The 14934-nt window shown below is 39.7% G+C and carries 14 protein-coding genes and 1 pseudogene; 6 read left to right on the plus strand and 9 right to left on the minus strand.

All coding sequences use genetic code 11. From position 1 onward, the window contains the following. Window positions 1-15: 15 nt before the first annotated feature. Together ACT3S9_RS09130 and ACT3S9_RS09135 are read right to left on the minus strand one after the other, a co-directional pair. Entirely contained in the window at window positions 16-1233 is a 1218-nt protein-coding gene (locus tag ACT3S9_RS09130) for a pyridoxal phosphate-dependent aminotransferase (RefSeq protein ID WP_441835179.1), read from the minus strand. A gap of 89 nt (window positions 1234-1322) precedes the next feature. Further along, window positions 1323-1658 carry an Hpt domain-containing protein gene (locus ACT3S9_RS09135; protein ID WP_441835178.1) on the minus strand — a complete coding sequence of 112 codons (336 nt, stop codon included), beginning with the start codon at window positions 1656-1658 and terminating at the stop codon, window positions 1323-1325. 113 nt (window positions 1659-1771) lie between these two features. On the opposite strand from ACT3S9_RS09135, the gene ACT3S9_RS09140 reads away from it, so the two are divergent. Together ACT3S9_RS09140 and ACT3S9_RS09145 are read left to right on the plus strand one after the other, a co-directional pair. Beyond that, window positions 1772-2434 carry a tRNA-uridine aminocarboxypropyltransferase gene (locus ACT3S9_RS09140; protein ID WP_441835177.1) on the plus strand — a complete coding sequence of 221 codons (663 nt, stop codon included), beginning with the start codon at window positions 1772-1774 and terminating at the stop codon, window positions 2432-2434. Continuing rightward, on the plus strand, window positions 2427-3206 hold the full coding sequence (locus ACT3S9_RS09145) for a CLCA_X family protein (protein WP_441835176.1): 780 nt from the start codon (window positions 2427-2429) through the stop codon (window positions 3204-3206). The genes ACT3S9_RS09140 and ACT3S9_RS09145 overlap by 8 nt, the downstream gene beginning before the upstream one ends. Here the strand turns inward: ACT3S9_RS09145 and ACT3S9_RS09150 are convergent. The 3 genes and pseudogenes from ACT3S9_RS09150 to apbC form a co-directional block, all read right to left on the minus strand. After that, window positions 3160-3821: pseudogene (locus ACT3S9_RS09150) on the minus strand (EAL domain-containing protein). The gene ACT3S9_RS09145 and the pseudogene ACT3S9_RS09150 sit on opposite strands and share 47 nt — an antisense overlap. Before the next feature lie 227 nt (window positions 3822-4048). Beyond that, window positions 4049-4639, minus strand: a complete 591-nt coding sequence (gene dcd / locus ACT3S9_RS09155; RefSeq protein WP_441835175.1) for a dCTP deaminase — start codon at window positions 4637-4639, stop codon at window positions 4049-4051. A 2-nt stretch (window positions 4640-4641) separates the two neighbouring features. After that, on the minus strand, window positions 4642-5721 hold the full coding sequence (gene apbC / locus ACT3S9_RS09160; protein ID WP_441835174.1) for an iron-sulfur cluster carrier protein ApbC: 1080 nt from the start codon (window positions 5719-5721) through the stop codon (window positions 4642-4644). A 177-nt stretch (window positions 5722-5898) separates the two neighbouring features. On the opposite strand from apbC, the gene metG reads away from it, so the two are divergent. Both metG and ACT3S9_RS09170 read left to right on the plus strand, forming a co-directional pair. Further along, the gene (gene metG / locus ACT3S9_RS09165; RefSeq protein ID WP_441835173.1) at window positions 5899-7923 is read left to right on the plus strand and encodes a methionine--tRNA ligase; all 2025 of its coding nucleotides are present in this window, start codon (window positions 5899-5901) and stop codon (window positions 7921-7923) included. Between the two features lie 120 nt (window positions 7924-8043). Beyond that, window positions 8044-8223 carry a DUF6435 family protein gene (locus ACT3S9_RS09170; RefSeq protein WP_441835172.1) on the plus strand — a complete coding sequence of 60 codons (180 nt, stop codon included), beginning with the start codon at window positions 8044-8046 and terminating at the stop codon, window positions 8221-8223. A gap of 40 nt (window positions 8224-8263) precedes the next feature. Here the strand turns inward: ACT3S9_RS09170 and lepB are convergent, their stop codons facing one another. The 4 genes from lepB to aceK form a co-directional block, all read right to left on the minus strand. After that, window positions 8264-8914: a signal peptidase I gene (gene lepB / locus ACT3S9_RS09175; RefSeq protein WP_441835171.1), complete on the minus strand. Its 651-nt coding sequence runs from the start codon at window positions 8912-8914 to the stop codon at window positions 8264-8266. A 147-nt stretch (window positions 8915-9061) separates the two neighbouring features. Further along, a complete protein-coding gene (locus ACT3S9_RS09180; protein WP_441835170.1) occupies window positions 9062-9319 on the minus strand; it encodes a DUF2999 family protein in 258 nt (85 codons plus the stop codon). 100 nt (window positions 9320-9419) lie between these two features. Then, window positions 9420-10394, minus strand: coding sequence for a zinc-binding dehydrogenase (locus tag ACT3S9_RS09185; protein ID WP_441835169.1), 975 nt, complete (start codon window positions 10392-10394; stop codon window positions 9420-9422). 347 nt (window positions 10395-10741) lie between these two features. Next, a complete protein-coding gene (gene aceK, locus ACT3S9_RS09190) occupies window positions 10742-12535 on the minus strand; it encodes a bifunctional isocitrate dehydrogenase kinase/phosphatase (protein WP_441835168.1) in 1794 nt (597 codons plus the stop codon). Window positions 12536-12639: 104 nt separating this feature from the next. On the opposite strand from aceK, the gene ACT3S9_RS09195 reads away from it, so the two are divergent. Together ACT3S9_RS09195 and ACT3S9_RS09200 are read left to right on the plus strand one after the other, a co-directional pair. Further along, complete coding sequence (locus ACT3S9_RS09195; protein WP_441835167.1) at window positions 12640-13587, plus strand: LysR family transcriptional regulator; 948 nt, start codon at window positions 12640-12642, stop codon at window positions 13585-13587. A 99-nt stretch (window positions 13588-13686) separates the two neighbouring features. Beyond that, the gene (locus tag ACT3S9_RS09200) at window positions 13687-14448 is read left to right on the plus strand and encodes an IS5 family transposase (protein WP_089367531.1); all 762 of its coding nucleotides are present in this window, start codon (window positions 13687-13689) and stop codon (window positions 14446-14448) included. The last annotated feature ends 486 nt before the right edge of the window (window positions 14449-14934 follow it).

Here is a 14934-nt window from a genome sequence, read left to right on the forward strand (position 1 = left end):
TATAGTCGCTTAGTTTTAGCTTTGCTTATAATCGCTGAAGAAACGCTGCATTTTATCAACCGCACTGGTAAGGTCATCTTTATTAGGTAAAAACACTAACCTGAAATGATCTGGGTTTGGCCAATTAAACGCGCGGCCATGAACCAATAAAATCTTTTCAGCTTTAAGTAAGTCCAAAATCATTCGCTCATCACTTTTAATATTAAAGCGCTCAGTGTCTACTTTAGCAAACGCATACAATGCGCCTTTTGGCTTTTTACAGGAAATACCATCAATTGCATTTAAACCTCGCCATGCAATATCGCGCTGCACATATAAACGTCCACCGGGGTCAATTAAACTATCGATAGATTGTACGCCGCCCAACGCTTGTTGAATTGCATATTGTGCGGGTACATTGGCACATAAGCGCATAGAAGCCAGTATGTCTAAACCACGAATTAAGTCATCCATTAACGATGTTCGACCACTAAGCACCATCCAACCCATTCTAAGACCTGCTGCTCGATAAGTTTTTGCAAGGCCGTTAAAAGTAATAATAGGCACATCATCACACAGTGCGCCGATCGAGCTGTGGCTTATACCGTCATAAAGAATTTTTTCGTAAATTTCATCACTTAACAGTAAGAGTTTATGTTCGCGAGCAATATCAATCAATTGCTGCAATAAATCATCAGAGTACACTGCCCCCGTCGGGTTATTCGGGTTTATAAGTACCAGAGCTTTTGTTTTTGAAGTGATTTTACTGCGGATATCAGCAATATCTGGAAACCAATCTTGCTCTTCATCGCACAGGTAATGTACCGGATTGCCGCCTGCTAATTTAACCGAGGCCGTCCAAAGCGGATAATCAGGAGCAGGAATAAGCACTTCATCATCATTATTTAATAATGCTTGAGTGGTCATTTGAATAAGCTCACTTACGCCATTACCGATATAAATATTATCAACGTCTAAGTTGTACAATCCGCGTTGTTGGTAATGCTGATAAATAGCTACACGGGCTGAGTAGAGGCCTTTAGAGTCACAGTAGCCCTGAGCTGAGTATAAATTACGAATAATATCACGGTGCATATCTTCTGGCATATCAAAACCAAAAGCAGCTGGATTACCGATATTTAACTTAAGAATATTTTGACCTTCATCTTCCATTTTACGCGCTTGTGCTAACACAGGCCCGCGAATGTCATAGCAAACGCCATCTAGTTTTTGACTCTTTTTTATTTCTGACATTTTTACCTCTACTAGTGAGCAGTTAGATTACCCTAAAATGCCTATGGATTTAAGCCATTGAAACTGAATTTATTTCATTATTAGCGTGATTACAGCCAATCATTTAGTTTTATTTTTGAACCCGAAACTTGTCCATCCAACTGTTTGGATACAGCAATAGCATTAACTACATCAGCATTGTTTAAGCTCTGCTCAATTTCGCGGGCAACTTCAGATAAACTCGTGGCACCAAACTGTGCCGCGTTTGACTTTAAACTATGTGCATGGCGTGTTGCTGCTTGAACATCATTATGAATAGTAGCTAATACTTCCCCACCAAGACGTTCAAACTCAGCACAACAAAAAACTAATGTGTCACTAAACTGTTCACCTAGTAATGACTCCATACTTTCTAATGCACTTTCATCTATTGTCACTGTATTCATTTATTATCCTTAAAGCCAATCTACTTATTTTTATTAAAACACCCACGTAAACTTAACTTAGCAGGTATAATTAGGTATGATTTTTGTCTGTTTATTATCAGTTAGTTTACGTTATGTCTCGTTCAGTTTGCAATCATTGCCAATATAGCCAACAAACCTGCATTTGTGATGCGATAGAAGCTGTTAAGAATAACCTAAAAATAATTATCTTACAGCATCCTAGTGAAGTAAAAGCCAGTAAAAACACAGCTCGTTTAGTAAGTCTTGCACTCACGAACTGTGAAATTTATATTGGAGAGTGTGATGAGGATTTTCCTTTTTTAAGCGATTTTCCTACAGACTCTACTGCTGTGCTATATCCCGATGAAGATGCCATAGTTCTTGACGATAAAGTAAAGTTTTCTGACCATACTACTGGTAATAATAATGAAGGCACTAGCGAAAATAAGGGCGAAGTTAATAACTATCCCTCCCCTTTTTCAATAAGCCATTTAATAGTTATCGACGGCACTTGGAAAAAAGCATTTAAAATAATACAGTTAACACCTAAGCTTAATCATTTTCAAAAAGTTAGTTTTAAGAATTTACCAACCAATCGTTATGTTATTCGTAAAGCGCTAAGGCCCGATAGCTTATCTACTTTGGAAGCCATTGCTTATAGTTTAAAGTTACTTGAAAACCAACCTACAGCGCCATTACATAAACTACTTAATGCCTTTATTGAAAAGCAAACCCAGTTTATGCCTAAACACGTAAAAGCCCGTTATTTTGACTAAAAACGTTAACCGATTACGACGCGGGTTTTACCGACAAGGACCTGACTACCGCTTTGATGATCAGGTCGATTTTTTAGATATTCGCGACACGTTTGGCTTTCGTACCATGATAGTTGGTAAGTGGGTAACAAAGGAAGAACGCTTTATTAGCGCGAATTTAATTTATGATGCTCTGGCAGATTTAGCGCAGATTCTACAGTTGCCACCGAAAGCAATTGGTCTGCGAGGAAAGTTAAATTTTGCTTTTGGCCATGGCGGCCAGCAAGGTGTACAAGCACATTATAATAGCGCTACACAAACCTTGGCACTGGCAAAGAATGCAGGCGGAGGTGCCCTTGCCCATGAGTGGTTTCATGCTTTTGATCATCATATTTGCCGGTTTTTATTTCCCTGTGCATTGCCAAATCAATTTGCATCTGCTCGCTGGCTTCAAGCTAAAGTAGCCGTCGCACACCCACTAAACCAAGCCTTATGTGCGTTTTATAAAGCAGTGTTTTTAACTAATCAAGAAGACAAAGGAAATGACTATGTTAAACAAGCAATCGCTTTTGATACTCGCCACCAGCAACATTATATGAGTATGCCTGAAGAATTAGCTGCGCGCTGCTTTGAAGCCTGCATAGCCCGCCACAGACACATAAAAAATAGCTTTTTGGTAGGCACCCTCAAACACAGTGGACTAATTTATCCAGCCGAATCGGTACTTGTTAATGCCGATAAAGCACTTAATGATTATTTTTCCCAGTTAGGTTATTTACTACACCAGGCGTAGAGGCATGATTTAAATAATCACTTAGCCACAGCATGTAATCATTAAATGCCAATGGCTTAGAAAAATAATAGCCTTGACCAATTTCACAGCCGTAACTTAGTAACACTTGTAATGCCTGCTCACCCTCAATACCTTCCGCTATTACCTGTGAATCTAAACTTTTAGCTATATCGCAAGTCGCCCGACAAATAGTTTGTCGTTTTTTGAATACTCAAGATTCGTCACAAATTGCTTATCTATTTTTATTTCATCAAAGCCAATTTGACTCCGTGTGGCTAAAGAAGAATAACCCGTGCCAAAATCATCTATCGCAATTTTAACACCAATTAACCGGTACTCTTGCAGGGCTGTTTTTATATTTTGCCCTTCATCAAGCGTAGCCGACTCTGTTAATTCAATCATAATGCTATTAGCCGACAGTTGATATTCATTAAGCAAAGTTATAAATAACACTGGTAACTCTTTACGGGTTAAGTCTTTAGCCGAAATATTAATTGATAAAATATGCTTCGGGTAACGTTTTATTATTTCCCCTTGAAAGGCAAAGGCTTGTGTTACCACCCATTCGGTTAATTCTGAAATAACACCTGATGACTCCGCAATAGGAATGAACAAATCAGGGGGACATGTCCAAGCTCAGGGTGGTGCCAGCGAAGTAAAGCCTCTGAACCATAAATTTTAGCATCCGTTAAATACACATGAAGTTGAAAATAAAAATACCTCTAGCATAGTGTGTTACTTATTCATTTTATTCTGTATGACTTGAAAGAGGAAAATTGCCAGCTTGAGTTAATGTTTAAGCACAAAAAAGGAAAGCTTTTTATCTTCTATAAAAAACAGTATTACTGGTTGTTATCATCGCTTATGCGACTTGCCACTGCACTATTTTGATCTTTGTATTTAGCATCCTTACGCGTGTTATAAGGTGTCGATGATGGGCCTGACATCGTTTCAAAACTCATCGCGCCTATTTTCATCATCGGCCTAAGTGCTAACGGTAGCTTACCTGAATTATAAAACTCTAAAACAATATTGCCTGACCAACCAGGATCGATTCGATGCGCAGTCACATGTACCATTAAACCTAAACGGGCTAATGAAGAACGACCATCAAGCCAACCCACTATATCGGCTGGTAAAGTCACCTTTTCATAGGTGATTGCCAATGCAAGTTCGCCAGGGTGCAAGAAAAAGGCATCGCCTTCAGCTAACACTATTTCGTCACTCATTATTGATTCCATGGCTTTATTTAACTGATCTTTTGGGCCACTTAAATCAACATAAGCCGCGGTGTGATCTTGAAAAACCCGAAACTTATTACCAAGGCGTAAATCAACCGTCACTCCAGAAATCATATCTTCGCTAGGTGTCGGTTCTATTATAATATGTTCATCATCAATATATTGTTTAATATGGGTATCTGATAATCTCATTTTTAGTCATCCGTAATCACAATTTCAACCGCGCTTTGCGATGATTGTTGATAATATAAACTGCTCGCTAATAACCGTGCGGCACTTGTAAAGGCGTTACTAAGAGGCGTATCGACATCACGAGATATTAATTTACCTTGCTCTGAATATTCACGTATATCAGTTGCCAGCGGTATATTGGCAAGCACGGGAACGCCATGCCTACTAGCAAGCTTGATTGCACCGTCTTTACCAAATACATGATTTGACTCACCACAGTGATCGCACACAAAGTAACTCATATTTTCAATTAACCCAAGCACAGGCATATTTACCTTGTTAAACATGGCGATACCCTTTTGCGCATCGGCAAGGGCTAAATCTTGTGGAGTAGTAACAATAAGTGCGCCACTGGCAGGAACTTTTTGGCTCATGGTTAATTGAATATCGCCGGTGCCCGGGGGCATATCAACCACTAAATAATCAAGCCCGCCCCAATCTGTTTCATTAAGTAGTTGATTTAACGCGCCTGATGCCATCGGCCCACGCCAAACAGTAGCGTCGTCACTCGGTACCAAATAACCGATTGATTGTGTTTTAAGGCCTTGAGCATCAAAAGGCAATAATTGCTTATTATCTTTTGTTTTTGGCTCTGCGCCTTGTAAGCCCAATAACATGGGGATAGAAGGGCCGTAAATATCTGCATCAAGTACACCAACAGCCGCGCCTTCTAGCTGCAGTGCTGCCGCGATATTAACCGCCGTAGTTGACTTACCCACGCCACCTTTACCTGAAGCTACTAACACAATGTGTTTAATGTTTTTAAACTTACTCGGCTCAGTTAATTGTACTTCTGCGTTGATGGTTACTTTGTAGTTAAGTTGCTCAGTTAAAAACGTGGCAACCTTTGGCATTTCTTGTAAAGCCGCAAAAGGCAGCGTTAAAGACAGCACAAGGGTGTTACTATCATCTCTTGTAATAGTATTTATAAAATTTTTATCCAAACCTATGGGAAATGCGCCGCTGCGGTAGTTTGCCAAGGCTGTGAATATCGGTTGTTTTTCCAGCGATTTGCCGGAGAATAGTTTTGACAGTCCAAACATAGCAATAAATTAGCGTTTCTTTGATGAAAATTGCCTCGGAATTATGTAACATTCACGGCATTAACACCAGTCAATTAACAAATATCGCGCGCGCAATCGCTTATTGGCTTTTAGCGCATGATAAAAATATGATAAATACGCCACAAAATAGCGATTTATCCTCAATTCGGAATGATTATGGCACAGCGAAAGATCCTGATTACCAGCGCATTACCTTATGCCAATGGCCCCACTCACCTAGGCCACTTATTGGAATATATCCAAACTGATATTTGGTCACGCTTTCAAAAACAGCAAGGCCACGAAACATATTACGTTTGCGCCGACGATGCCCATGGCACACCAATTATGCTTAACGCGCAAAAACAAGGGATCACGCCAGAAGCAGCGGTGGAAAAAGTGAGTATAGAGCGCCAACGTGACTTTGCTGACTTCAATATTAAATTTGATAACTACCACAGTACTCATAGCCAAGAAAATAAAGAATTAAGCGAGCTTATTTACAACCGCCTTAATGATGCCGGCCATATCAAAAAACATACTATTTCACAGTTATTTGACCCAGAGAAAAGCATTTTCTTGCCAGACCGTTTTGTAACAGGCACGTGCCCTACATGTAAGTCTGAAGATCAAAATGGTGACAGCTGCGACGCTTGTGGCGCAACCTATAGTCCAACAGATTTAATTAATCCACGCTCTGTTATGTCGGGTGCAGAGCCTATTTTAAAAGATTCTGAACATTATTTCTTTGACCTACCAGCATTCGAAGGCATGCTAAAAACATGGCTCCATTCTGGAAGTATTCAACAAGAAATGGCTAACAAGCTTGATGAATGGTTTGCTGATGGCTTGCACCAATGGGATATCAGCCGCGACGCGCCTTATTTTGGTTTTGAAATTCCTAATGCACCAGGTAAATACTTTTATGTTTGGCTGGATGCGCCCATTGGTTATATGGCCAGTTTTAAAAACCTTTGTGAACGTGAAAACATCGACTTTGATGCGTTTTGGCGCGAAGGCTCAGACGCAGAGCTTTATCACTTCATCGGCAAAGATATTATCTACTTCCACAGCCTATTTTGGCCAGCAATGCTTGAAGGCGCACAGTTTAGAAAGCCAACCAATGTATTTGCCCACGGCTTTGTGACCGTTAACGGCGCAAAAATGTCAAAGTCAAAAGGCACATTTATTAAGGCACGAACATATTTAGATAACCTCGACCCTGAATACTTACGTTATTATTACGCTGCTAAACTCAATGGCGGTATTACCGACCTTGATTTAAACCTTGAAGACTTTGCTCAGCGCGTAAACTCTGACTTAGTGGGTAAAGTAGTTAATATAGCGAGTCGTTGTGCAAACTTTATCACTAAAAAGTTTGACGGAAAATTAAGTGACACAGTCATGCAACCACAGTTATTGGCTGAGTTTCAAGCCGCTGCTGATGTTATTGCTGAATATTATGAAAACCGTGAGTACAGCCGCGCAATTCGCGAAATAATGGCGCTTGCCGATAAAGCAAATCAATTTATTGATAATGCCGCGCCTTGGGTGCTTATTAAAGACGAAACCAAGCAACAAGAAACTCATCAAGTATGTTCCCTTGGCTTGAACATGTTCCGCGTGTTAATCACCTACTTAAAACCAGTTTTACCAGGTATGGCAAGTAACGTTGAAGCATTCTTAAACGATGAGCTAACATGGCAAGGCGTGCAAACAGCACTCACCAATCACGAAATAAATAAATTTAAACCATTAATGCAGCGCGTTGAAATGGATAAAGTAAATAAAATGATTGATGAATCAAAAGAAAGCCTATTAGCAGAAAAAAATAAAATCGATCAAAATAGCCCTCTCGCTAAAGAGCCGATTGAAGCTGAAATTGAGTTTGACGACTTTGCAAAAGTAGACTTACGCATAGCTAAAATAGCCAAAGCTGAGCATGTTAAAGGTGCTGATAAACTATTAAAGCTTACCCTTGATTTAGGCGGCGAATCGCGCCAAGTATTCGCGGGCATTAAATCAGCTTACGCACCTGAAGATCTTGAAGGAAAGCTCACCGTGATGGTTGCCAACCTTAAACCTCGTAAAATGCGTTTTGGCATGTCTGAAGGTATGGTGCTTGCGGCAGGCCCTGGTGGTAAAGAAATTTATATTCTTAACCCTGATGAAGGATCAGAGCCTGGTATGCGTGTAATGTAATTGTTCAGATAGATGTAAGCCGCTGTTCACAGTTCAGCGGCTTTTTTTTGCTTTAAAGAAAATGATCGACTATTGCCCATTTTTCGTATCTAAAATATATAGCTAAAACGAGAAATAAGTATGTTTTCTTTATTCAAAACAGATCCATTAAAAAAATTGAATCAGCAATATAGTGCCAAACTTGAAAAAGCCATGCTTGCACAACGCAATGGCGATATAAAAGGTTACTCTGCACTTACATACGAAGCCGAACAAATTCTTGATAAAATCAAAGTGCTAGAAAATAACAAAAGCAGCTAATGTATTACCCTCTATGCACATTTAGTATGCTTTACTTTAGTTAATAAAGTGATTTAAGCACTCGTTCTTTACGAGGTAAGTAATAGTCATCATAATCCAGCGAGACGATCACCCGCTGCGCTTTACCTAGTAATTCGGCTCTGGGCACTAAGCCAATCACTCTGGAGTCTGCACTGTTATCACGATTATCCCCCATTGCAAGATACATATCTTTTGGAATCGTTACTGCAGGAAAGTTTTGTACCGCAGAATGTTGTTTATCCAATTTTATCGCGTGCTTAACACCATGAAGATCCTCTATTGTTATATAGCTCATTGGGCTTTCACTGATGTTAGTGTAATTGATCTTTTTATCATTAATTACTAACTGATTATTAATAAGCGCGACTTTGTCACCTGGCATACCGATAACTCGTTTTATTAAACGATTTTGCGCAGCGGTAGAATCAAATACTATTATATCGCCTGTTTCTGGCTCGGACAGCCGTAACAATGATATTTTTGTAAATGGTACGCGTAGGTCATAGGCCATTTTATCAGTTAATATGCGGTCGCCTTCTACAATCGTCGGGTTCATCGATCCAGTAGGTACTTCATACCAATCGGCAACAGCACTTCTAAAAACACTCATTAGACAAATAAAGACGATGAGTGAGCGATTATTCTTCCATATTTTTGCAAGCGGTTTCATATCGGCTCTCTATATTGTTGGTTTTAATGATTATTTACAACTACAGTTATGACTAATATTTGTTTGAAGGGGTTCAATCAGGAGTGTAACAAAGTGTGTGCTAGATCCTAGGCCAAGGCTAACACCTTGGCCTAATTGTATAAAAAATTACTGTTGGTTATTTAACTGCTCTTTCGCTTTTGCAAATTCAGCATCACTAATACCTAACTCATCGCTTGCTTCTTTAATTAAATGTGGCTGAGTCATCACTAAGCCCATCAGCTGTTGTAACTGCTCTGGTGGAATACCTAACTGCTGAACAAGTGCCATTGCCGCCATTGGATTTTCGGTAAAGGCCTGAAAAAGCTCATGGACTTTTTCATCGCTTACGTTGTGTTCTTTTAGTGTTGCTATAATTGGATTCATAATACGGTTCACTTTTTATTTAACGTTCAATTTAACTTCAATTAAGCCATTGCGTATTTATTGGGTCTGCGTCATCATTTTTAAAGTCATAAAAAGTAACTTAGTCTTCAGCTGTAACCAATAACACCACTTTCCCCGCATTTTCGTTGTTTTCCAGCATTGCATGGGCTTCACTTGCTTGTTGCCAAGGTAACGCTTTATAGATATTTAAATCAAAATGCTGATTTTTAATATCGTCATAAAACTTAGCTACAAACTCATCTCGCAATTGGCGTTTAAATACTTGGCTACGGTTTCTAAGAGTGGAAGCATGAAACGATATACGTTTTTGTAATAATTTAGCAAAGTCCACCTCACTAAAACGCCCATCTAAAAATGCTAGCATGACAATTTGGCAATCCATAGCTGCAATACTGGCATTTCTATTTAAATAACTGCCTGAAACTGGATCAACAATTACATTAGCGAGTAGTTGATGTTCGTGCATATACTCAACAAAGTCAGTAGTTTTATAATTTATAACATGATCAGCCCCTAGCGCCTTTGCATGCTGACATTTTTCATCACTACCCGCGGTTATAACCACTGTTGCACCTACACGCTTAGCCATTTGAATTGCCGCGCCGCCCACGCCGCTTGCGCCAGCATGAATTAATGTAGTTTGACCTTGTTGCAAATTACCTAACTGAAATAATGCGCCAAACGCGGTTAAGTACACTTCGCTTATCGCCGCCCCTTCCTCAGCACTAATATTCTCTGGCAATGCCATAAGTTGCTCGGCATCAACAGCGACATATTCACTGTATGCGCCGCCGGCACACAATGCGAATACCCCTTTATTTAACCATGAAGTATTGTCTACTTCATCACCGAGTTCAACAACCGTTCCTGCGCATTCTAGTCCTAAAATAGGGCTGTCACCTTTAGGGGCTGGGTACTTTCCTTGGCGCTGCATACAGTCAGCGCGGTTAACACCGATTGCCGCCACTTTTATTAATACTTCATTAGCGTTTAATTGTGGCTTCTCAGTCGTGCTCATACTAAGTTTATTATCATGGTGAGAAATATATTGCATTTGAGCTCCTTCACTAAAAATCAGAATTAATTAATCTTTCGCCAAACTTCGACCACCATTAATTTACCATTTATCCTCAGATAATGATGCTATAATAGCCATTCTATTTTGTAATCAACCGCCATTCTCATGCGAATAATAAAGTAATATTACCGTACGAAATTTTTCGATAAATGACTTGTTTTTAAGTGTATATTTATTAGCAGTATAATGAAATGTCGCATCCTTTTAAGTAATGCAATTCAAATTACCTTTGGGGGCGAAACTTTATAGAGATGACTTTAGATCCTTTAGCCACTTCAAACTAATATCGGTAGCTATCTCCTTAACTTTTGTTTATATACCCTTTAAAAGCGCCAGCTTTGTTTATACGGATAAACATCAGGCAATTGACCTGCTTGAATATGTGTTTGGCAAACCTGCCAAAAATTAGCACTAAATAAATCCTGATGTTGCAAACAAAAGTAATCATATGCACGGGGATTGGCGCTAAAGAAAATACTAAATTGGCTCGGAAAAATGTCATTCTCAGCTACATCAAAGTAACTTTCACTGCTGAGTTCTTCAAAGCTATTTTGACTCGTTGGTAATTCCCGAAATTGGCAGTCTGTTAAGGGGCAAATTTCATCGTAGTCATAAAAAACTACTCGCCCCCAACGAGTTACGCCAAAGTTTTTCATGAGCATATCACCCGGGAAAATATTAGCACCAGCCAAATCTTTAATTGCTTTACCGTAATCGTTCATTACTTCAACTAACTGTTTTTCTTCGCATTGAGTAATATATAAATTCAGTGGCATCATTTTACGTTCAACGTAGACGTGTTGCAGTACTAAAGCTTTGTTGGCTATGATCATTGAACCTGCAATACTCTCACGCATTTGGGCAAACAATTCATCACTAAACCGACTAAGATCAAAAGCAAGGTAACTAAACTCATGGGTGTCGGCCAAACGCCCCACTCTATCGGCTTGTTTTACGAAGTCGTACTTAGCCATTACCTGTGCTTTAGTTGCTGTTTTTGGGGCACTGAATTTATCTTTAATAACTTTGTAAACATAGTCAGAGCCGGGAGTTGTAAATACCAACATCACCATGCCAGGAGTACCTGGGGCTATAATATATTTATCACAAGCGGGGCTATTTTTGGTGGTGTCGACCTTATAACGATAAAACTCGGTTTTAGCATGCTTAATAAAGCCAATGGCGTTAAATAATTCAAAACGTTTTTTATGGGGCATTAATACCGATAAGTAATCCACATAACGCGCGGGTTGATCAGTATCGACCATAAAATATGTACGGGCAAAACCAAACAGTAAACTCAGTTGATCAGCCCCCATCATTACGGCGTCAAGTTTTAAACCATTCTCTGTATTTAAAATAGCAATAGCAAAGGGCATATTATCGCCATTTTTAGCGATACAACGACCTATAAGATAGCAGGCTTTATTTCTAAAAAAGAGTGAGTTAGCGTATTCGATGTAGCCATCATTTAATTTAAGTAACTGATAAACTTGTGGGCATTGCTCTTTAGCTCCCGCACTTAGCGTTTGCTGTAATAAAGCAATATCGCGTTCAATGTTTTCAAATGGTGTTCGAAAAACATGGCGTTTAACTAGCATGTCAATAGCTTGATCAAAACCCATTTGTAACGATAAACGACTAACGAGTTGATCGAATGAACGCGGCTTTGCACGGTATTTTGCTTTTAGCACAAACAAATGCACAGTACGAATTTTGCGATCGTCCCAAATAGCGCCAAAAGTAGAATTAAAAAAAGTATGAGCAATGGGCTGATTTTCATGGGTAAGCACCATTTGTGCGTAAATATTTTTAGCTCGCTGCCAAAGGCTACTATTATTTAACTCATCGAAAGCTATTACATTAACCGCATCGCTTACTTTTTTTACCTTCTTTTCATATACCTGTAGCCTTAAACGCATTGCTGATTGCACATCATGCCATTGTCTTTGTTCAAACCGGCTTTGCGCGCCTAGAGTTATATTTAAAAAGTCTGCAAACATCCCTTCAAACCCCGCATAAACAGCGCGCGCTAGCTTAGTAGCAATAAGATCTAATAAAGGCTCGTTTACTGTGATGCTTTTTGGCTCAGCTTTTGACTCAGATAATTCAGACATATATTTATCAGTTATAGTAATTATTTTTTATTAATGATTTACTTACCATAGCAACCGCGCTTTAATTTAGATAATTAATAAAGCAAATAAATAAGATTGATCCGATGAATATAAGAAATGTCGATCTCAACTTGTTAGTCTACTTAAATGTACTAATTGACGAGCAAAATGTGTCTAAAGCAGCCAACAAACTTGCTTTAACACAACCAGCTATGAGTAATGCATTAAAGCGTTTGCGAGGCTTGTTTGACGATCCGCTACTGGTTCGTGCTGCTGGCAATATGACCCCCACGGCGAAAGCACTAAGCTTAAAGCCCGAGATTGAATCTTTGCTTAAAATGGCTGAAGCTATCACCCAGCCGAGTGAGTTATTTGACCCAACTAGCGCTGAAATAACTTTTAGAATAATGGCTAACGACTATTTAGAGTCGACTTTAATTGCACCTTTTATCACCAACCAACTACTAAAACATCCAGGCCTTAATTTTGATGTGTTAAACCCAAGTGATGTCAGCTTACAAGATATGGAAAAAGGCACTATAGATTTAGCTATTAACCGCTTTAATGGTATGCCGCGCTCGTTCCATCAATCAACAGTGTGGAGAGATAACTACTGCTGCTTAAGCCATCCTAAAAGTCCTTATTTAAAAAAGCCAGATTTAGCAAATTACCTTGCCCAAGAACATATTTGGGTTAATCGCGCAGGCTGGGGCCCAGAAGCGGCTATCACGAATAAATCAGGTAGCCAAAAACTCGGCTGGGTTGACGAGGCGCTTTGGCAATTAGAACAGACACGCCATATACGGGTATTTACCCGCCATTACATGATCGCAAGCCTGCTTTGCCAGTCACCAGAATTAATAGCCACCTTGCCACGTCGCCAAGCGATGTTACTGGCAAAACATACCGATTTAGTAATAAGCCCAGTCCCTTTTCAAATTGTGCCAATTGAAATAAAAATGCTCTGGAGCCCATTGCTGCATCACGCTAACCCACATCAATGGCTACGTAGAGAGCTCGTTAGTTTTGCCGGCACTATTGCCGATCGCTAACGGACAAACTAGGGCGTGTTGATCTTTGTGGTATGAAAAACAAACAGCATGAAGATAAGGTATAATTGAATTCGCCAGAAAACTTTACACCGAACCTACATGCCAAGATTAATGTTAACAGACGGGACATGGAATGTCTTATCAAAAGTAATGTACTTAAGTGGTCGAATTTATAATAAGCCCAACCATAGAAAAACGCTCGAAGGCATACTGTATAAGATGCGCACAGGTATTCCATGGCGAGATTTACCTTCTGATTTTGGCCGTTGGAGTGCTATCTACAGACGGTTTAATTTATGGTCCAAAAAAGGGATTTTGAATGAACTGTTTCGCGCATTATCTCGTGATGCGGACATGGATTGGGTCTTCATTGATGGCAGTATTGTCAGGGCTCATCAACATAGTTGCGGTGCAAGAACTGCTGACAATGAATCAATTGGAAAGAGCCGAGGTGGAAATTCTACGAAAATTCATCTTGCAGTCGATAGCGGAGGGTTGCCTGTTTATTATGAATTATCCTGTGGGAATACGCATGATATCGTCCATGCAGAGTCACTCGTAGCTAATTGCCCAACAAGTAATATGGTTGTCGCAGATAAAGGCTACGACAGTGAAAAACTGAGAGCGTTTGTTCGTGATAATAACGCTACACCCGTTATTCCACGTAAGGGCAACAGTTTAGTAGGCAATGAAGATATTGACTGGTGCATGTACAAATATCGGCACTTGGTTGAGAATGCATTTGGCCGTATTAAGCAATATAGAGGGATAGCCACGCGGTATGAAAAGCTTGAACGAAATTATCATTCAATGCTCGCTTTAGCATTTACTATGATGTGGCTACCAATGTGGGCTGATTGATATATGTACTACAAAGATCAACAGCCCCTAACCTAACTTGAAGTTTGCTAATTCATTACATACCAAATCATTCTAAGGGGTAGCTCTAAATGGTTTTGTGCAAAGTTTAAAAGCTGCGCGCCGTATGCGATATATGGCGGCCTGTACTCACTAAAAGTACGCACTAAGAAATACCCCTGACTGGGTAAGTGAGTATCGACGACATGTCATATTATATAGCGGCTATCCGTTTAGGTTAAACTGGCACGACAGCACCGAAAACAAAGCCCCTATTACCATGGAAGCATTATAAACTAGCTATTTTGCTATCATTGCCCATTAACTCTCGCCACGATTCGGGTAAGTGTTGCCACGCTATTAAATTAAAGGTTGGTTCAACCGTTATGCTCGGTAGCCTTGTACCTAGCGCAGCCTATATCGCAGCCTTCTACGGCTATAGAAGTCGGTGTACCTAAAGCTTATATAGGTTTTGCAATGTTAAGCTCT

The sequence above is a fragment of the Pseudoalteromonas sp. AOP31-A2-14 genome (assembly GCF_052378035.1).
Taxonomy (GTDB): Bacteria; Pseudomonadota; Gammaproteobacteria; order Enterobacterales; family Alteromonadaceae; genus Pseudoalteromonas.